Source organism: Bacillus sp. 11B20 (assembly GCF_056098985.1).
On sequence record NZ_JBLZWZ010000008.1, the window covers coordinates 305,534 to 323,084 of the forward strand.

Sequence of the window (17,551 nt, forward strand, 5' to 3'; positions counted from 1 at the left end):
ATAAAGACAACTGCGCTTGTCGCAAAAATCTTCGGTTATAGGGGTGCGATATGTCTCAAAAATTCATGAAATTTATGGTATTGCTTATGATTAGCCTGCTGTTAGTTTCTTCACTTTTAGCAGGAGCAGCAGCCTTTTTATAAGGATTGAATAAAAGCAGACAAGCAGGTGATTCGGGATATCAACGAATGGCCTGTTTGTCTTTGGCAAGCGTTTCAAAGGAAGCACTTGATTTTGTAATCCATACCTTTGTTCCAATTGGAAGCTGATCAAACAGCAGCTCTACATCTTGATTATGAAGTCTCACACAGCCTGCCGTGATAAATTTCCCAATCGAAGTTTCATCACTCGTTCCATGAATTCCGTAGGTTCTGCCATCTGTTCCTCGTGCATCAAATCCAATCCATCTTCGTCCAAGAGGATTATTCTTCGCACCGCCTTCAATATTTTTTCTTCTGTAATAGGGATCTTTCGCTTTGATCATAATGGTAAATTCACCTTCTGGCGTTAAATCTGCTGTTTTTCCTGTAGAGGCAGGATATACTTTTTGAATTTTCCCTTGATCAATAAAGGCAAGTTCATTTGTTTGTTTATTAATAATGACAAATGGGTCACCTGGCAGCGGGTTTTGCCCAAGCGGCCAGATAGGTGAAAGGGACATGGTCAGTACGGTATAAAATAAAAGACGCATAGGCTCCTCCTTTTTCATTAGATTGACCAATGAAGGAGGAACTCATGCGTCTCTATTCTTTCATCCCTTTAAAATAGCTTTTCAGTACTAAATATTGTTCCATTTCACCGAGGAAATGAAAGAGTGCCGCTCTTGCCTCAAATTCTTCTCGTGTTTGCGGGAGCGGAAGTGCGTCGAATTCTTCTTTCATATCAATGAGACGTCTTAAAAACTTATGCGCTGTGTTCCCTGGGTGAATATGTTCGCGTAAGTCTCTAATGTATTCTGCAATGATTTGTCCATGCTCCGTTGTGACGGAAATCGACGTAATTTTGGGCAGCACACGCTCAATGATTTCAAATTGCTTTTGTCTCATGTTGAAATAATGATAATACAGGTTTTCATGTCTTAATACATGGTTTTCAACATCACGATATGCGAGAGCTTTTGCTTCTTTAATCAATTGATGTGTCTCTGGTATTTCTTTTCCTGTCCAGTCTTGCTTCCCTGTCATTAAGTATTGCTCGATTTCCTCAAAAATTTTAGCAAAGTTGGCTTCAATTTGTTCGCTGTAGCGTTTGAGCTTTTTATCAACACTAGGCATATATAGGTTCATAATCAGCGCTACCCCAACACCAATGGTAATCAGCAGCAGTTCATTCCAAATGAGATGCAGGGTAATCCCGCCAGACATGTATAAATGGAGAATGATGACTGAACTTGTGACAATCCCTTCTTTAATTCGAAGCAGAACCGTTGTTGGAATAAAGACAAGCAGCATCAAACCGATCACAAAAGGATGATACCCGATCAGATCGAAAAATAAATAAGAAAATAAAATAGCGAGACTGCATGCTGCAAAGCGGGCTCCCGATGCTAAGAGGGATCTTTTCTTTGTCACCTGAATACACAGGATCGTAATAATCCCGGCAGCTGAATAATTTTGCAAGCCAAGCAATTGTGCAATATAAATAGCGATCGCTGTTCCTAATGCTGTTTTCAGCGTTCGGTAGCCAATTTTAAACATGATGTGATTCACTCTTTTCTGTCTTGTTTCCATTCACTTTTGTGAAATGATGAACTTTTTTTACTTTCCCCATTATAATCAAAAAAAGAAGGAGATGTTAAGTCTCCTTCCCTTTTTTCTTTATAATATTTTTTGTAAGAAGTCTTGCGCACGCTGTGAAGATGGTGATTCAAAAAATTGTACAGGGTTTGCATCCTCTACAATTTTCCCGTCATCCATAAAGATCACACGGTCAGCCACTTCTTTTGCAAAGCCCATTTCATGTGTGACGATGACGAGTGTCATTCCAGATTGAGCCAGCTCTTTCATGACCTCTAATACTTCCTTGACCATTTCTGGATCTAGGGCAGACGTTGGTTCGTCAAACAGCATAATGTCTGGTGTCATTGCAAGCGCACGTGCAATCGCCACACGCTGCTTTTGACCGCCGGACAAACGGTTCGGGAAATCATCTTTTTTCTCTAAAAGCCCTACCTTTTTGAGCAGGTCTTCAGCTTGCTTGATGCTGTCTGCCTTCGATTGATTCTTCACATTCATTGGCGCATACGTAATATTTTCCAGCACGGTTTTATGCGGGAACAGATGGAAATGCTGAAATACCATTCCGATGTTCTCACGCACTTTTAGTGCATTCGTTTTTGGATTGGTGATTTCGGTGTCCTTAATTGTTATTACACCGGAAGTCGGCTTTTCAAGTAAGTTGATGCAGCGGAGGAAGGTCGATTTTCCTGAACCAGATGGTCCAATAACCGCAACAACTTCCCCTTCTTTAATGGTCGTGTCGATCCCCTTTAAAACTTCGTTTTTACCAAAAGATTTTGTGAGTTTCTCTATTTTAATCATTTGATTTTAACTTCCTTTCCACCGATTTGCCGACAAAGGTGAGAACAAGCACGATGACATAATAGATAAGACCCGCAAAAATAAGCGGTTCAAGATAATTATACGTGACGGCCCCAGCTTGATAGGCTCGTCTCATGACATCACCCAGTCCGATGACTGTTACAATCGCTGATTCTTTTGTCAGTGTAATCGTTTCATTCACAAGTGCAGGTGAAATATTTTTAAACGCCTGCGGAAGCAATAAGTCCTTCATCATTTTAGCATAAGGGATGCCTAAAGCAACGGCTGCTTCTTTTTGACCTTTATCGATGGCATTAATACCCGCACGAATAATTTCAGATACGTATGCCGCCGAGTTGAGTGAAAATGCCGCTACAGCAGCCCAGTATTGATCGATTTGGAACCCAAGAAGCTGAGGCAAACCAAAATAAATAATGAGCAATTGAAGCACAAGCGGTGTGCCTCGGAAAATTGACGTATAAAAGTCTGCAATCCAAATGAGCGGTTTAAACACACTAATTTTACAAAGCGTTAATAAAATTCCTAAGATAAATCCAAGGAAAAGGGATACCACTACAATAGAAAGCGTGACCTTAAGCCCTTCTAAAATAAAGGGCATCTGAGGTATTACATCTTTAAAATCAAACATGACATTCTCCTTTTTTTTGCCTTCATACAAAACAGGAAAAAAGTTCAACACGAGTTGAACTTTTCAGCGCTTTTCTACTTGATTTTCTTGAATGACGCTGATCCTTTTCCTGACTTACTTTTCATCAGCAAACCATTTTTTAATTAATTTATCAAGTTCACCATTATCTTTCATTTCTTTTAATGATTTATTAAACTTCGCTGTTAAGTCGCTATTTTTCTTGAATGCAATGGCTGAACCTTCGTTTGAGCTGTTCAATCCAAATGCTTGGAAGTCTTTTTCCTTTTTCAAGTAACCAGCAGCTACTTTATCTTCAATAATTGCTGCATCAAAACGGCCTGCTTTGATCTCTTGAATGATATCAGAAATTTTATTACGGTCTTCAACTGTAAGGTTATATTTCTTTTGCAATCCATTTGCTTCATCTTGTTGAATAGAACCTAATTGAACGCCGACTGTTTTATCTTTTAAATCTTTCTCTGCTTTAATACCGCTAGATTTCTTTGATACAACCAAGTTTTTAGCATTGTAATAAACATCAGAGAAATCAACTTGTTTTTTACGTTTTTCTGTAGGTGTCATTCCAGCAAGGACAATATCAGCTTTGTTTGTTTTGAGGGCTGATACAAGGCTAGCAAAGTCCATATCTTGAATTTCTAGCTTGTAGCCGTTCTTTTTCGCTAGTGCTGTTGCAAGATCTACATCAAAACCGACAATTTTATCTCCGTCTTTTGATTCAAATGGCGGATAATCTGCTGATGTCGCCATCACGAGTGTTTTGTCATCTCCTGATGCGTTTGAATTATTAGAAGAAGTTCCGCATGCTGCGAGTGCAGCTGCAAGACCAGCTGTCATAAGTAATAATAACCACTTTTTCATATGATGATGCCTCCCAGTATTTAAAATCATGTATTGATTTGAATATTTATTCACTATAATGTATTTTAAACACTTTCTTTTTAAGATGCAATAGTATTTTGCTAAAATTATTTTGATTCTATTGTCTTATAAAAAAAAAAGCAGACCGATCTAAAGACCGGACTGCTTTATATTTATTCATTCAAAAGTCATATGTTAGATTTCTTCGCAATGCTCATCAAAAGCAGCTTGTAGTTTTGACACGACTTCCATTGGCTCGTGCCCTTCAATTTCATGACGCTCGACCATTTTGATGATTTTTCCATCTTTTAATAAGGCAAAAGATGGTGAAGATGGCGGGAAGCCTTCAAAGTATTCACGAGCTCTTGCTGTTGCCTCTTTGTCTTGCCCAGCAAACACTGTCAGCAATTGATCTGGACGCTTATCGTAATGAACAGAATAGCCAGCAGCTGGTCTTGCAATACCGCCTGCACAGCCGCATACTGAATTCACCATGACAAGTGCCGTTCCTTTTTTAGTCAGTGCTTCGTCTACTTCTTCAGCTGACGTGAGCTCAGTGTAGCCTGCCTGCTTAATTTCTTCTCTCGCTTGTTTTACAATATCATTCATAAATAAATTAAAATCAATATTCATGTCCGTCCACTCCTTTTGCGTACCAAAACCATTTTAAATCCATCATATCAAGGAAAACGCCTGCGGGCAAATGTGTTGTCTTATCCATCGCCTCTTTTTCCGAACATCGTTTATGAGCTGTCAAATTGGGGAAAAGTGATGATAAAGAGATGAAAGGGAGAACTGCGTGATGGCACAATTCAAAAAAGCGATGCTCATTTATAATGGAAATGCTGGACAAAAAAACATGGAAAAAACACTCGGTCAAACAGTGCCTCTTCTTTCTCTACATATTGATGAACTCATTCTTAAACCAACAAAGCAGCCAAATGATGCTTATAATTTCTGCCGTCATATTGATGAGACGGTGGAATTGCTCATCATATTAGGCGGAGATGGTACCGTGCATGAATGTATGAACGGTATTGGCGGCTTAGAAAAAAGGCCCGCTGTAGCGATATTACCAGGCGGGACATGCAATGATTTTTCTAGAACACTTGGTATTCCTCAACAGATGCAAAAAGCCGCTCAAATGATTGTAGACGGCAAAGAGAAAAAGGTCGACTTAATCAAAGCAGAAGATCGATACGTGTTAAACTTTTGGGGAATTGGGCTGATCGCAGACACGTCCAACAACATTAACGATAAGGAAAAAGCCGTACTCGGTAAAATCAGCTACTTCACAAGTGCCCTGCGCACACTGCAGCAAACAGATCCTTTTCACGTACGGATTGAGACCGAAGAGGAAAGCTGGGAAGAGGAAGCAGTCATCGTTCTTGTCATGAATGGACATTTTATCGGTACAAATAAAATTGATTTGCCTAATGCATCCATTGATGATGGAAAAGCTGAAATCTTAATTTGCAGAAATACAAGTTTCTCTGCTTTAAAAGAAATTTTCTCAATGAACCGGGAAGAGCTGGAGGATTTCACCGGCGATCTGTCTCTCATTCAAGCGTCCAGTATTCGTATCCACACAAAAGAGGAAATGGATGCTGATACGGATGGTGAGGTTTATATGAAGGCTCCCTCATCTTTAGAAGTGTTAAAACAGCATTTGACCTTTATTGTTCCAGCAGAATAAAAAAAGCCCGACATCATTTTGATTCGGGCTTTTTTTTGATATAGCGTCTGTATAAATATTCAAGTGCATATCCGAGAAGTGTACCGGCGAGAAGTGATATTCCTAAAAAGCTATTGGCTGCTCCTTTGAAGCCACCGACAATCAGCAGACAGTACACGATTTGAATGATTGAAACGATCGATATGATAAGCAGTAATCGTTCAGGATGATTGCGTGATTTAGAAATGTACCGCAGAAAAGCGAAGGCAATCGCTGTGATAAACATGAGACCAATCGTTAGAAAAGCAAAAAAATCTAGTCCAGACATATCATCGCTCCTTTCTCCTAGATGTGGAAATCCCCCTCTCATGCCGGGAGGGGGAAAATGATTGTTTTAATAAACAGATGTCTGCTCGTCGATGCCTTCAAGGATTTGTTTAATTCGCTGAAGGAATCTGCCGCATACAAGACCATCTAGTACTCTGTGATCTAATGAAAGACAAAGATTGACCATGTCTCTTGCCGCAATCATTCCGTTTACTATCATTGGACGCTTCACGATCGATTCTACTTGTAAAATCGCCGCTTGCGGATAATTAATGATTCCCATTGATTGTACTGAACCAAATGATCCCGTGTTGTTGACAGTGAATGTACCGCCTTCCATATCACTTTGCTTGAGCGTTCCTTGTCTCACCTTAGACGCCAGCTCATGAATTTCTTTGGCGATGCCCTTAATGGTCTTTTCATCCGCATCCTTAATGACTGGAACAAAAAGCGCGTCATCTGTAGCGACAGCAATCGAAACATTGATCGCTTTCTTCTGCACAATTTTATCTCCAGCCCACATACTGTTCATTTCAGGGAATTCCTTTAAGGCCTGAGCCACTGCTTTGACAAAGAACGCAAAGAACGTCAAGTTAAAGCCTTCTTTTGCTTTAAACTGATCCTTCAGCTGATTTCTTCTTGTCACTAGATTTGTCACATCGACTTCCATCATCGTCCATGCATGCGGAATTTCATGTTTGCTTCTCAGCATATTGGCCGCAATTGCCTGCCGGATCGGCGTGACTGGCAGCTCAACATCACCAGGCATGGAAGGGATGGCAGGAGCCGCTTTTGCTTGAGTCGGCTGCGCAGGCTCCGGTTGAACAGCACGTTCATTGACAGGTGCTGTCTTCTCTTTGACGCCGCCGTTTTCAATAAGCTGCAGCAAATCTTTTCTAGTAATTCGGCCGCCTGCTCCCGTACCTTGAACAGCTGCTAAATCAATGCCATTCTCATCTGCTAAACGAAGAACGGCTGGAGAGTAACGTTTCTTTTGACTTTGATTCTCATTTGTTTGATCTGCTTCAGGCGCTTTGCTTTGCTCAGGTGCTGCTTCTTTCTCGCTCTGCTGCTCGCTTCCTTCAACTTCAATTTCACAGAACACTTCTCCTACTTGCAGCGTTTCGCCTTCCTCAGCCGATAGTTTTGTAATTGTTCCTGTAAAAGAAGACGGGACTTCTGCGTTCACTTTATCCGTCATGACTTCCGCAATCGGATCGTATTTATTCACATGATCGCCAGGTGAAACGAGCCATTTGCTAATAGTTCCTTCTGTTACACTTTCACCTAGCTGAGGCATTTTCATTTGTTCAATTGCCACTTTGAAACCCTCCTCTTTCTTAAAACGCCGCTAGCTCTCTCATTTCAGCTTCTACCTTATCCGGGTTGACCATGAAGAATTTCTCCATTGTCGGCGCATAAGGCATTGCCGGAATATCTGGTCCTGCCAGGCGTTTGATTGGTGCGTCTAAATCAAATAAGCAATGCTCCGAAATGATTGCCGCAACCTCACTCATGATGCTGCCTTCTTTTGTATCTTCCGTTAACAGAAGCACTTTCCCTGTTTTAGAAGCCGCTTCTATAATCGCTTCCTGATCAAGCGGGTACACTGTTCTCAAATCGAGAATATGAGCGGAAATACCGTCTTTTGCAAGGCGGTCTGCTGCTTGCAGCGCAAAATGCACACAAAGGCCATATGTAATGACCGTGATATCATCGCCTTCACGTTTCACATCTGCTTTTCCAATCGGAAGAGTGTAATCCTCTTCAGGCACTTCTCCCTTAATAAGGCGGTATGCACGTTTATGTTCAAAGAACAATACAGGATCTGGATCACGCACTGCAGCCTTTAAAAGACCTTTGACATCATAAGGTGTAGAAGGCATCACAATCTTCAAACCAGGCTGGTTAGCAAAAATCGCTTCGACCGATTGTGAATGATAAAGTGCCCCGTGTACTCCGCCTCCGTATGGTGCGCGGATGACCATTGGACAGCTCCAATCATTATTTGATCGGTATCTAATTTTTGCAGCCTCTGAAATGATTTGGTTGATTGCAGGCATAATGAAATCCGCAAATTGCATTTCTGCAATTGGGCGCATTCCATACATCGCTGCCCCAATACCTACACCAGCAATGGCTGATTCTGCAAGAGGTGTATCCATGACGCGCGCTTCTCCAAATTGCTCGTAAAGACCCGCTGTCGCTTTAAATACGCCGCCTTTTTTCCCGACATCCTCTCCGAGCACAAACACTTTCGGATCTCGTTCCATTTCTTCTTTCATCGCCAGTGTAATGGCGTCTATATATGACATAACAGGCATTTTTCTTCCCCCTTACTCCGCATACACGTAACGAAGTGCGCTTTCTGCCTCAGCATAAGCTGCGTTTTCCGCTTCATCAGTGGCTTCGTTTACGATTTGCATGATTTCTTTTGTCATCTCTTCTTTCATTTCAGAAGTCATGACGTTTCCTTCGATTAAATACGTTTCATATTGGATGAGCGGATCTTTCTTTCTTGCTTCGAGCACTTCTTCTTTTTCTCGATAGCTTGAGTCATCGTCATCACTTGAATGCGCAGTTAAACGGTAAGAGATTGTTTCAATCAATGTCGGGCCTTCGCCTCTAGCCGCACGGTCTCTCGCTTCTTTGACAGCAGCATATACTTCAAGCGGATCATTTCCATCTACAGTTACGCCAGGCATCCCATATCCAATCGCACGATCTGAAATGCGTTCACAAGCCACTTGTTTGTCATATGGCACGGAAATCGCGTACTTATTGTTTTCACACATGAAAATAACAGGCAGTTTATGCACAGCAGCGAAGTTAGCGCCTTCGTGAAAATCTCCTTGGTTTGATGAGCCTTCACCGAACGTGACAAAGCTGACAAAGTTTTTCTGCTCTAATCGTCCAGCAAGGGCAATTCCCACCGCGTGAGGAACCTGCGTTGTGACAGGTGAAGATCCGGTCACAATTCGATTTGCTTTTTGTCCAAAATGCCCCGGCATTTGTCTTCCGCCTGAGTTTGGATCGTCTTGTTTTGCGAAACCAGACATCATTAAATCTTTTGCTGTCATCCCAAAAGCAAGGACAACCCCCATATCACGATAGTAAGGTAAGACGTAATCTTCTTCTCTATTAAGGGCAAATGCAGCACCGACTTGCTGCGCTTCTTGCCCTTGACAAGAAATGACGAATGGAATTTTCCCTGAACGGTTTAAAAGCCACATCCGTTCATCGATTTTTCTTGCTAGAAGCATTGTTCTATATATATCAATTGCTTGTTCATCTGATAATCCTAATTCCTGATGACGCATGTTACTCATCATGTTTCCCTCCTTGATTAAAAATGGATCGCCTTCCCGTCAACAGCAAGGGCTGCCTCGCCAATCGCCTCTGATAAGGTCGGATGCGGGTGTATCGTCTGTCCCACTTCCCATGGGGTTGCATCAAGTACTTTGGCTAATCCAGCTTCAGATATCATATCTGTTACATGAGGACCAATCATATGAATTCCTAAAATATCATCTGTCTTTTGATCGGCAATGATTTTGACGAATCCATCAGACTCCCCGTACACAAGCGCTTTTCCAATCGCCATAAATGGGAATTTCCCTATTTTGACTTCAAAGCCCTGCTCTTTTGCCGCCTGTTCAGTGAGTCCAACACTAGCGGTTTCTGGGTGAGAGTAAACACATTTAGATACGAGCGTTTCATCGAGCGGCTTTGGATCTTTCCCAGCCATATGTTCAACAGCAATCATACCTTCGTGGGAAGCGACATGTGCCAGCTGAAGCCCGCCGATGACATCTCCTATTGCGTAAATATGCGATTCTTTCGTTTGATAATGTTCATTCACGACAATGCCTTGTTTTTCGGTTTGGATGTCCGTGTTTTCAAGACCTATGCCCTCGATATTAGGTACTCTGCCGACTGAAAGAAGGAGTTTTTCCGCTTCAAACGTCTGAATGTCTCCATCCTTTTCCGCTTGAATTGTCACGAGATTTTCCTGCTTTTCTACGCTCTCTGGCAGTACCTTCGCATTTGTAACAAAGGTGATGCCTTTTTTAGATAATAGATTTTCCATTTCTTTAGAAATGTCATGATCCTCTGTTGGCAAAATGCGGTCTGCAAACTCAATCACAGTGACGTTCACACCAAAATCATTGAGCATAGACGCCCACTCGATTCCGATCACTCCACCTCCGACAATGAGCATCGACTGCGGAAGCTCTGGCAGTTCAAGTGCATCATCTGATGTGAGGATGTGAGTTCCATCTGCTTCAAGCCCTGGCAGCACCCGCGGTCTTGATCCTGTTGCAATAATGACCTGCTTTGGAATGAGCATTTCATTTTCCTCTCCATTTGCCATTTCTACGGAGATCGTTCCTGGCATTGGCGAAAAGATAGATGGGCCAAGAATACGGCCAATTCCTTCATATACATCAATTTTCCCTTGTTTCATTAAGTGTTTGACGCCGCCTGCTAGTTTTTCGACAATCTCTGTTTTTCTTTTCTGCACACTCGCAAATTGCAAGGCAATGCCGCCTGCCTCAACACCAAAATCAGCTGCGCGTTTGACGGTTTGATATACTTCTGCACTTCTGAGCAGCGCTTTAGACGGAATGCAGCCTTTATGAAGACATGTTCCGCCGAGCTTTTCTTTTTCTACAACTGCTGTTTTCAATCCAAGCTGTGAGGCACGGATGGCTGCTACATAGCCGCCTGTGCCTCCACCAAGAATGACGAGGTCATATTCAGTTGCCATGACTTGTCACTCCTTTCTTTTCCTGTTGATCATTTGGGTATTCTTTCGGTGATTCTTCTTCTTTTAAAATACGAAGCGCACCTTCCGCTAACGATTGCAGCTCATTTTCACCTGGATACACGACAACATCTGAAATCCAGTCAATATAGCCGCGAATACTTGATGTAATTTGTTTGCTGTACGCAAGTCCGCCTGTTAATACAATGACGTCAACTGCTCCTTTTAAAACAGTGCTAGCCGCACCAATTTCCTTGGCAATCTGATAGCACATTGCTTCATAAATGAGCGCCGCACGCTCATCACCTGCTTCAATCATGCGTTCCACTTTTACAGCGTCTGTCGTGCCAAGATAGCCCGCTAGCCCGCCTTCACCAATAATGCGTTTGAGCATTTCCTCTTGGGTATACTCACCCGAAAAACAAAGATTTACAAGATCACCTGTCGGCAAGGTTCCCGCACGCTCAGGACTGAAAGGACCTTCGCCATGCAGACCGTTATTGACATCGATGACTTTCCCTTTTTCATGAACACCAATGGTGATACCGCCGCCCATATGAGTAATAATCATGTTTAAATCTTCGTAACTTTTTCCAAAAGAAGCCGCTGTTTTTCTTGCGACCGCTTTTTGATTTAATGCATGAAAGATGCTTTTTCTTTCGATCGTTGGCAGCCCTGAAATACGAGCAATTGGCTTTAGTTCATCCACCACAACTGGATCGACAATAAAAGCTGGGATATTCAGGCCAAGTGCAATTTCTCTCGCGATGATTCCGCCGAGATTGGATGCGTGCTGGCCGGCATATCCTTCTTTTAGATCTTTCACCATTTGCTCATTGACTTCATATGTGCCTCCTTCAATCGGACGAAGGAGACCGCCGCGCGCGCAAACTGCATCAAACTTTGAGATATTCATCCCCTGTTCATGCAGTGTTTTCAAAATGGTTTCTTTGCGGAAAGAAAATTGATCAATGATATGAGGAAACGACTTTAATTCCTCATCTGTATGTCTAAGTGTCGTTTCAAAAATAGAACGTTCATTATGAAACACACCAATTTTTGTTGAAGTAGAGCCAGGATTAATCGTGAGAATACGCCATTCTTTTGTCAGCAAAAACAAAACCTCCGTTTCAACTCATTCTTCCAATTAGCGACGACTTAAAATATGTTGACCATTTTGCAAGAATTGACTTCTTGATTTGCGCATTCTTTCAATTCGCTCTTCAGCCAATCGGTCTGCCGCTTTATAAGTTGGAATGGCATCACGGTTTGAAATTTCAATCACACGTTCAATATTTTGATAAATGCCTTCGACTTTTTTCATCGCACGATCTGCATTATAGCCATAAAGCTCATCAGCCACGTTAATCACACCGCCTGCATTAATCACATAGTCAGGAGCATATACAATCCCCATTTCATGGATAAGGTCTCCGTGATGCGTTTCTCTTAGCTGGTTATTTGCAGCACCTGCAATCACTTTTGCTTTTAACTTTGGAATGGTTACATCGTTAATGGTTGCACCAAGTGCGCACGGTGCATAAATATCACATGCTTGATCATAAATATCGTCAGGATCGACTGCTTTTGCGCCGAAGTCTTCAACAGCTCGCTTGACAGAGTCTTTGTTGATATCTGTGACAATAAGCTGTGCGCCTTCTTCGTGCAGATGTTTACACAGATTGTAGGCCACATTTCCAACACCTTGGACAGCAATTGTTTTTCCTTCTAATGAATCTGTACCGAAAGCAGCTTTGGCAGCGGCTTTCATCCCTTTATATACACCGTAAGCAGTGACTGGAGACGGATTTCCGGATGAACCAAATGCAGGAGAGATCCCTGTGACAAAATCGGTTTCTTCATGAATGAGGTCCATGTCTTCTACCGTTGTACCGACATCTTCCGCTGTAATATAGCGGCCATTCAGCCCTTGAATGTAACGTCCAAAGGCACGGAACATTTCTTCGTTTTTGTCTTTTCTCGGGTCACCGATGATCACTGTTTTTCCGCCGCCAAGATTAAGTCCTGCTGCCGCGTTTTTATAAGTCATTCCTCTTGCTAGACGCAGTGCATCCTCAATAGCTGCTTCTTCGTTTTCATACGTCCACATTCTCGTTCCGCCTAGTGCAGGTCCAAGTGTTGTATCATGAATCGCAATAATCGCTTTTAAGCCAGACTGCTCATCCTGACAAAATACAAGCTGTTCATAATCGTATCGTTCCATATATTTAAAAAGTTCCATTGTGTTATTCCTCCTATTACTTCCGCTTAATTTGATGTACAGATGGCAAGCGCAATTGAATAAAGCTTACTTTCAGCTGAATCAGACCGGCTTGTTAAAGCAATCGGCGCCTTGGCTCCTGCCACCACAGCTCCCACCTTCGCATGTGCAAAGTAGATGAGAGATTTATAAAGAATGTTTCCTGCCTCAATTGTTGGCACAAGCAAAATATCTGCATGGCCGGCTACATCACTCGTAATATTTTTATGAGAAGCTGCCGTTTGAGAGATGGCATTATCTAAAGCAAGAGGCCCATCAATCAGGCATCCAGAAATTTGCCCCCGCCGATTCATTTGCGCAAGACTTGCCGCAGTTAAAGTTGAATCCATTGCCGGATTCACGACCTCGACCGCAGAGAGCACTGCAACCTTTGGCATGTCGTTTCCTACAGCTTGTGCTACTTGAACAGAATTGATCGTAATCTCTTTCAGCATATTTAAATCGGGCGCGATGTTCATCGCAGAATCCGTGACATAAATAAAGCGGTCAAAGCCCGGTACTTCGAATGCTGCGACATGTGATAGGACACTTGCTGTCCTGAGCCCATATTCTTTATTCAGTACCGCTTTTAAAAGAACGGCTGTCGGGACATGCCCCTTCATCAAAATATCTGCATGCTTCTCGCTCACTGCCTGCACGGCTATTTTGGCAGATTCTTCGGGAGAATCTGAATGAATAATATCTATCCAGTCCTCATCGATTGCATGCTGTTTCACTAGCTCCTTCAGGTTGCGTTTGTTCCCAACCAGGAGAAAGCGAGCGACCTTTCGCTTAATTGCCATCTTGATGGCATGAAGCACTTCTTCGTCTTCTGCATGAGCCACAGCCGCCGTTTTATTCTGCAGCTGGGCGGCTTTCATAATCAGATCGTCAAGCTTCATATATGCCCACCTTTCCTTGTGCTCGGTTCATGTTTTATATGCAAGTTCCGTGCCAGTTTGAAATGCAGTAAAATGAGGCAGTTTGCATGACATTCGTGCAACCTTTTGCAGTTTACATGCATTTTATTGCATGCTATCTTTTGCAAGTTGATATTTATCCATTTTATAGTAAAGGTTCCGTATGCTGATCCCTAACGTTTTCGCTGTTTTCGTGCGATTGAATTGATGCTTTTCAAGGGTTTGTTTAATCAGCTGCGCTTCAAATGCCTCAACAGCATCCGAAAGCGTCTCTCCCTCAAATTGACTGACAGCCAGTTCCTGCTGCTCTTTTTCTTCCTGATCTTCAGACTCCATGAAAGAAATATGCCCCTCATCAATCCATTCTTCTTGTGGGTTTAAAAAGATCATGGCTCGTCCAAGTACATTTTCAAGCTCTCTTACGTTTCCAGGCCACTTATATGATCGCAGTCTATGAAGCGCCTGTTCTGTTAACCCGCGCACGTTCCGTCCATAGTCTAAATTGATCTTTTGGATGAGACGTTTGCTTAACGAATCAATATCCTCAAGGCGCTGCCTTAGCGGCGGGATAGAGATCGGGTATCTGTTCATGCGATAATATAAGTCCTCTCTGAACTTTCCTTCCGCCATCGCTTTTTCAATATTGACATTTGTCGCCGTGATGACACGAACATCGACTGGTATGGCCTTTGTTCCGCCTACTCTTACAATTTCTTTCTCCTGCATGACGCGCAGCAGCTTCGCCTGTGTACTTGGCGTCATCTCACCAATTTCATCTAAAAAAATGCTGCCTTGATTCGCCTCTTCAAACAGTCCTTTTTTCCCGCCGCGCCTTGCACCAGAGAACGCTCCTTCTTCATAGCCAAAAAGCTCTGACTCTAAAAGGGTCTCAGATAAGGCTGCACAGTTGACCCGTACAAAGCGATTATATTTTCGGTCACTTTCATTGTGAATGGCGTGCGCAAACAGCTCTTTTCCAGTACCTGATTCTCCCCGGAGTAAAATGGTGGCTGGCGTTTTTGCGCCTAGCTTTGCCTGCTCAAGTGCCACAAGCATTTGCTCACTTTCTCCAATGATGTCTTCAAATGTGTACTTTGCTTCAAGTGTCCGGATAAGCTGCCTTGCTTTATTTAGTTCATTCGTGAGTGATTGAATTTCTGATACGTCATGAATGACGCCGACACTGCCTTTTAAGATGCCATCAACGATGACTGGCGCTACGTTGACGATCACATCTTTTTTATTCGGCCCGACTTTCATTCTGACGCCTCGAACCGGTCTTCTTGTTTCAAGCACCTTCAAATGCATGCTTTCTCCTTCAGAAATATCTGCACCTGCAGGTTTCCCCACAACTTCTTTATCTGTTAATCCAGTCATTTTCGTATAAGCTCGGTTGATCAAGATCCCTTTTCCCTGCTCATCAACAACCGATATGGCTTCATCTGACGATTGAATGATCGCCTCCAGCATGGTTCGCACTTCTTTAAGGTTCGTTACTTCCTCCGCAAGCTCAACGGCATCTGTAATATCTTTAAAGATGGATAAAGCACCTAGCATTCTCCCCGCGTCATCAATAATTGGCAAACGCGTTGTGACGATTTGTATTTGCTGGTTCAGAAATTGTTTTTGATTAAATTCTGGCTCTCTCGATCTTAAAATGTCGGGAAGTTTTGTGTTTGGGATCACTTCTCGTATGTCGCGGCCAATCGCATCTTTTTGCGAACATCCAACCATTTTGGCCGCTGATCGATTAAACAGGACGACTTCTTCGTCCATGTTTATAAAAATCATCCCATCGTTCGTTGCATTAAAAATGCGGTCATGCTTATAGGTTTGTTCCTTTAATATTTGAATTAGCTGTTGTTTTTCTGACATTAATTCTGATATGACGTAAGCCATTGAACTTGGAACAATGACAGCATGCTCCGGCTTTTCTTCCATTAGTTCTTTCAGCACTGCTGAACTGCCTGTTGTTTCAATGATGATATCAATGTCATCTTTTATGTATTCTTTCCAATCCGTTGTCGTATCAATTCCATTCTTTTTCGCTTCTGCCATCCCCGGTGCCTCAAGATCAAGGTCGGCGATCGCAATGATTTGAATCATATTTGTTTTCAGCAATGTTTCTAGCAATGCTGATCCACCCTGTCCCGCACCGACAATCAAGACTCTCTGCATCCCGTTACCCCTTTATATGAAAAAATTTGCACACCATATTTTTCCGTTGCAAAAAATTGCACAACTCTTATATTACCACGTTTTCCTTTCTTGACAAAATATTTTTTGAATTAGACAATGGAAGTAAATGACGTTTAAGGGGACATTTGATGGGGAGAATACTTGCACTAGTGATTATTTTAATACCTGGAGCGCTTGCTGCACTTGGGATTAAGCTGCTGCGTGACACTGTTTTCGGCATCATCATTGCACCATTTCCATTTTTATGGCTGCAAGGAATTGCAGGGTTGTTATTTTTAGGGGGAGGTCTTTATGTAGTGGCTGGCTTTATTTTATATAGAGACCGCAAACGAAATAAAGTGACTGCTCGCTTTAAGCAGAGATAAAACGTGAAAAAAAGACCCGCTGATAGCAGGTCTTTATTTCATTTCTTCTCTTATTTTCACGGCCCGGTCAGGAAAATCAGTGAAAATGCCATCAACACCTAAGGAAAACATGTTTTTCATTTGCTTTTCACTGTTTACTGTAAACGGCCTGATTACTTGCTGAGATGCATGGAGAGCTGACACAACCTCTTTGGTCACGCCTGCACCCTTAATATTTGGATGATAGCCTCTTGCTGGTACTGTTTTTATATACATCTCCGGCTGATGAATCACATCCATTGTGAGTACAGCAAGTTCAACATGCGGCATCAGTTTGTGAAAAAGAGCTAAACTGCCGTGATGAAACGATGAAACAAGTACACGGTCTTCTATTTGAAAATGCTCGATTTGCTTTTTTACTTTCTCCTCGATACCTGGATATCGATAAATGGAGTTTTTCAGTTCAATATTAATGATCAATGATGATTGCTGCGTCACTAGCTCTAATACTTCCTCTAAAAGAGGAATGGATACAGCACCGGTTTGTTCATAAAAAGAATGACTCGCATCTCCCGCTTTTAATTCTTCATATGTATGGTCTTTCACTAAACCTTTCATATTCGTTGTTCTGTTCAGTTTCTCATCGTGAATGACAGCAAGTCTGCCGTCTTTCGTCAGCTGAACATCCAGCTCAATTCCGTCAGCTCCCGAATGGAGTGCATGCTCGAAGGCTATCATGGTGTTTTCAGGATAAATGCCTTTACAGCCTCTGTGTGCAAAAATTTTCGTCATAGGTCACCTCTAAATATGATGCTTCCTTTCATTATGACGTGTCTTTTTTCGTTTTTCCAGTTTTGAGCACATAAAAAAAACCTCTTCTGATTCGCATGAAGAGGTTGACAGATAAATTCGATCACGTAATCGCTCTGATGGCTTGCTCTGTCGTCTCTGCGTCAAGAGCAAAAAGGGAAGAAACAACTGCGACTGCTG

The 17,551-nt window shown here is 42.4% G+C and carries 19 protein-coding genes; 3 read left to right on the forward strand and 16 right to left on the reverse strand.

Annotated features, from left to right (window positions below; translation table 11 throughout):
- The first annotated feature begins 50 nt into the window (after window positions 1-50).
- Window positions 51-143, forward strand: coding sequence for a stressosome-associated protein Prli42 (gene prli42, locus ACN6NB_RS10825; RefSeq protein ID WP_149126490.1), 93 nt, complete (start codon window positions 51-53; stop codon window positions 141-143).
- A gap of 38 nt (window positions 144-181) precedes the next feature.
- Here the strand turns inward: prli42 and ACN6NB_RS10830 are convergent, their stop codons facing one another.
- The 6 genes from ACN6NB_RS10830 to ACN6NB_RS10855 all read right to left on the reverse strand — a co-directional run bounded on the left by ACN6NB_RS10830 (window position 182) and on the right by ACN6NB_RS10855 (window position 4,701).
- Window positions 182-691, reverse strand: a complete 510-nt coding sequence (locus tag ACN6NB_RS10830) for a L,D-transpeptidase (protein ID WP_041106809.1) — start codon at window positions 689-691, stop codon at window positions 182-184.
- A 52-nt stretch (window positions 692-743) separates the two neighbouring features.
- A complete protein-coding gene (locus tag ACN6NB_RS10835) occupies window positions 744-1,697 on the reverse strand; it encodes an aromatic acid exporter family protein (RefSeq protein WP_024422917.1) in 954 nt (317 codons plus the stop codon).
- 120 nt (window positions 1,698-1,817) lie between these two features.
- Window positions 1,818-2,540, reverse strand: a complete 723-nt coding sequence (locus ACN6NB_RS10840) for an amino acid ABC transporter ATP-binding protein (protein ID WP_144491427.1) — start codon at window positions 2,538-2,540, stop codon at window positions 1,818-1,820.
- Complete coding sequence (locus tag ACN6NB_RS10845) at window positions 2,533-3,189, reverse strand: amino acid ABC transporter permease (RefSeq protein WP_039179807.1); 657 nt, start codon at window positions 3,187-3,189, stop codon at window positions 2,533-2,535. The genes ACN6NB_RS10840 and ACN6NB_RS10845 overlap by 8 nt, the downstream gene beginning before the upstream one ends.
- Before the next feature lie 114 nt (window positions 3,190-3,303).
- Window positions 3,304-4,068, reverse strand: a complete 765-nt coding sequence (locus ACN6NB_RS10850; protein ID WP_024422920.1) for a transporter substrate-binding domain-containing protein — start codon at window positions 4,066-4,068, stop codon at window positions 3,304-3,306.
- A 195-nt stretch (window positions 4,069-4,263) separates the two neighbouring features.
- Window positions 4,264-4,701, reverse strand: coding sequence for a BrxA/BrxB family bacilliredoxin (locus tag ACN6NB_RS10855; protein ID WP_024428021.1), 438 nt, complete (start codon window positions 4,699-4,701; stop codon window positions 4,264-4,266).
- Between the two features lie 169 nt (window positions 4,702-4,870).
- On the opposite strand from ACN6NB_RS10855, the gene ACN6NB_RS10860 reads away from it, so the two are divergent.
- Window positions 4,871-5,764, forward strand: a complete 894-nt coding sequence (locus tag ACN6NB_RS10860; protein WP_058838015.1) for a YegS/Rv2252/BmrU family lipid kinase — start codon at window positions 4,871-4,873, stop codon at window positions 5,762-5,764.
- A 13-nt stretch (window positions 5,765-5,777) separates the two neighbouring features.
- On the opposite strand, the gene ACN6NB_RS10865 is transcribed toward ACN6NB_RS10860, so the two are convergent.
- From ACN6NB_RS10865 to ACN6NB_RS10905, 9 genes are all read right to left on the reverse strand, one after another.
- Window positions 5,778-6,071, reverse strand: a complete 294-nt coding sequence (locus ACN6NB_RS10865; protein WP_039179818.1) for a YesK family protein — start codon at window positions 6,069-6,071, stop codon at window positions 5,778-5,780.
- 66 nt (window positions 6,072-6,137) lie between these two features.
- Entirely contained in the window at window positions 6,138-7,391 is a 1,254-nt protein-coding gene (locus ACN6NB_RS10870) for a dihydrolipoamide acetyltransferase family protein (RefSeq protein WP_144491426.1), read from the reverse strand.
- Between the two features lie 19 nt (window positions 7,392-7,410).
- Entirely contained in the window at window positions 7,411-8,394 is a 984-nt protein-coding gene (locus tag ACN6NB_RS10875) for an alpha-ketoacid dehydrogenase subunit beta (protein WP_024422925.1), read from the reverse strand.
- A 12-nt stretch (window positions 8,395-8,406) separates the two neighbouring features.
- Entirely contained in the window at window positions 8,407-9,399 is a 993-nt protein-coding gene (locus ACN6NB_RS10880; RefSeq protein WP_039179824.1) for a thiamine pyrophosphate-dependent dehydrogenase E1 component subunit alpha, read from the reverse strand.
- 17 nt (window positions 9,400-9,416) lie between these two features.
- Window positions 9,417-10,841, reverse strand: a complete 1,425-nt coding sequence (gene lpdA / locus ACN6NB_RS10885) for a dihydrolipoyl dehydrogenase (protein WP_144491425.1) — start codon at window positions 10,839-10,841, stop codon at window positions 9,417-9,419.
- On the reverse strand, window positions 10,831-11,952 hold the full coding sequence (gene buk / locus ACN6NB_RS10890; RefSeq protein ID WP_395941848.1) for a butyrate kinase: 1,122 nt from the start codon (window positions 11,950-11,952) through the stop codon (window positions 10,831-10,833). Before buk ends, lpdA begins: the two co-directional genes overlap by 11 nt.
- Before the next feature lie 33 nt (window positions 11,953-11,985).
- Complete coding sequence (gene bcd / locus ACN6NB_RS10895; RefSeq protein WP_003215658.1) at window positions 11,986-13,080, reverse strand: branched-chain amino acid dehydrogenase; 1,095 nt, start codon at window positions 13,078-13,080, stop codon at window positions 11,986-11,988.
- Between the two features lie 26 nt (window positions 13,081-13,106).
- Window positions 13,107-14,000: a phosphate butyryltransferase gene (yqiS, locus tag ACN6NB_RS10900; protein WP_039179832.1), complete on the reverse strand. Its 894-nt coding sequence runs from the start codon at window positions 13,998-14,000 to the stop codon at window positions 13,107-13,109.
- A 123-nt stretch (window positions 14,001-14,123) separates the two neighbouring features.
- The gene (locus tag ACN6NB_RS10905; protein ID WP_047202268.1) at window positions 14,124-16,196 is read right to left on the reverse strand and encodes a sigma-54 interaction domain-containing protein; all 2,073 of its coding nucleotides are present in this window, start codon (window positions 16,194-16,196) and stop codon (window positions 14,124-14,126) included.
- A gap of 149 nt (window positions 16,197-16,345) precedes the next feature.
- Here ACN6NB_RS10905 and ACN6NB_RS10910 point away from each other — a divergent pair, with 149 nt between their 5' ends.
- Window positions 16,346-16,582 (forward strand): DUF2627 domain-containing protein, encoded by a 237-nt coding sequence (locus ACN6NB_RS10910; RefSeq protein ID WP_039179838.1) that lies wholly within the window; start codon window positions 16,346-16,348, stop codon window positions 16,580-16,582.
- A gap of 33 nt (window positions 16,583-16,615) precedes the next feature.
- Here the strand turns inward: ACN6NB_RS10910 and ACN6NB_RS10915 are convergent, their stop codons facing one another.
- Window positions 16,616-17,353, reverse strand: a complete 738-nt coding sequence (locus ACN6NB_RS10915) for a glycerophosphodiester phosphodiesterase (protein ID WP_474253358.1) — start codon at window positions 17,351-17,353, stop codon at window positions 16,616-16,618.
- Between the last annotated feature and the right edge of the window lie 198 nt (window positions 17,354-17,551).

What these genes read in the sequence shown, in the direction of transcription:
- prli42 (WP_149126490.1), top strand. Translation starts at nt 51, where the DNA reads ATGTCTCAAAAATTCATGAAATTTATGGTATTGCTTATGATTAGCCTG.
- ACN6NB_RS10830 (WP_041106809.1), bottom strand. Translation starts at nt 691, where the DNA reads ATGCGTCTTTTATTTTATACCGTACTGACCATGTCCCTTTCACCTATC.
- ACN6NB_RS10835 (WP_024422917.1), bottom strand. Translation starts at nt 1,697, where the DNA reads ATGTTTAAAATTGGCTACCGAACGCTGAAAACAGCATTAGGAACAGCG.
- ACN6NB_RS10840 (WP_144491427.1), bottom strand. Translation starts at nt 2,540, where the DNA reads ATGATTAAAATAGAGAAACTCACAAAATCTTTTGGTAAAAACGAAGTT.
- ACN6NB_RS10845 (WP_039179807.1), bottom strand. Translation starts at nt 3,189, where the DNA reads ATGTTTGATTTTAAAGATGTAATACCTCAGATGCCCTTTATTTTAGAA.
- ACN6NB_RS10850 (WP_024422920.1), bottom strand. Translation starts at nt 4,068, where the DNA reads ATGAAAAAGTGGTTATTATTACTTATGACAGCTGGTCTTGCAGCTGCA.
- ACN6NB_RS10855 (WP_024428021.1), bottom strand. Translation starts at nt 4,701, where the DNA reads ATGAATATTGATTTTAATTTATTTATGAATGATATTGTAAAACAAGCG.
- ACN6NB_RS10860 (WP_058838015.1), top strand. Translation starts at nt 4,871, where the DNA reads ATGGCACAATTCAAAAAAGCGATGCTCATTTATAATGGAAATGCTGGA.
- ACN6NB_RS10865 (WP_039179818.1), bottom strand. Translation starts at nt 6,071, where the DNA reads ATGTCTGGACTAGATTTTTTTGCTTTTCTAACGATTGGTCTCATGTTT.
- ACN6NB_RS10875 (WP_024422925.1), bottom strand. Translation starts at nt 8,394, where the DNA reads ATGCCTGTTATGTCATATATAGACGCCATTACACTGGCGATGAAAGAA.
- ACN6NB_RS10880 (WP_039179824.1), bottom strand. Translation starts at nt 9,399, where the DNA reads ATGAGTAACATGCGTCATCAGGAATTAGGATTATCAGATGAACAAGCA.
- lpdA (WP_144491425.1), bottom strand. Translation starts at nt 10,841, where the DNA reads ATGGCAACTGAATATGACCTCGTCATTCTTGGTGGAGGCACAGGCGGC.
- bcd (WP_003215658.1), bottom strand. Translation starts at nt 13,080, where the DNA reads ATGGAACTTTTTAAATATATGGAACGATACGATTATGAACAGCTTGTA.
- yqiS (WP_039179832.1), bottom strand. Translation starts at nt 14,000, where the DNA reads ATGAAGCTTGACGATCTGATTATGAAAGCCGCCCAGCTGCAGAATAAA.
- ACN6NB_RS10905 (WP_047202268.1), bottom strand. Translation starts at nt 16,196, where the DNA reads ATGCAGAGAGTCTTGATTGTCGGTGCGGGACAGGGTGGATCAGCATTG.
- ACN6NB_RS10910 (WP_039179838.1), top strand. Translation starts at nt 16,346, where the DNA reads ATGGGGAGAATACTTGCACTAGTGATTATTTTAATACCTGGAGCGCTT.
- ACN6NB_RS10915 (WP_474253358.1), bottom strand. Translation starts at nt 17,353, where the DNA reads ATGACGAAAATTTTTGCACACAGAGGCTGTAAAGGCATTTATCCTGAA.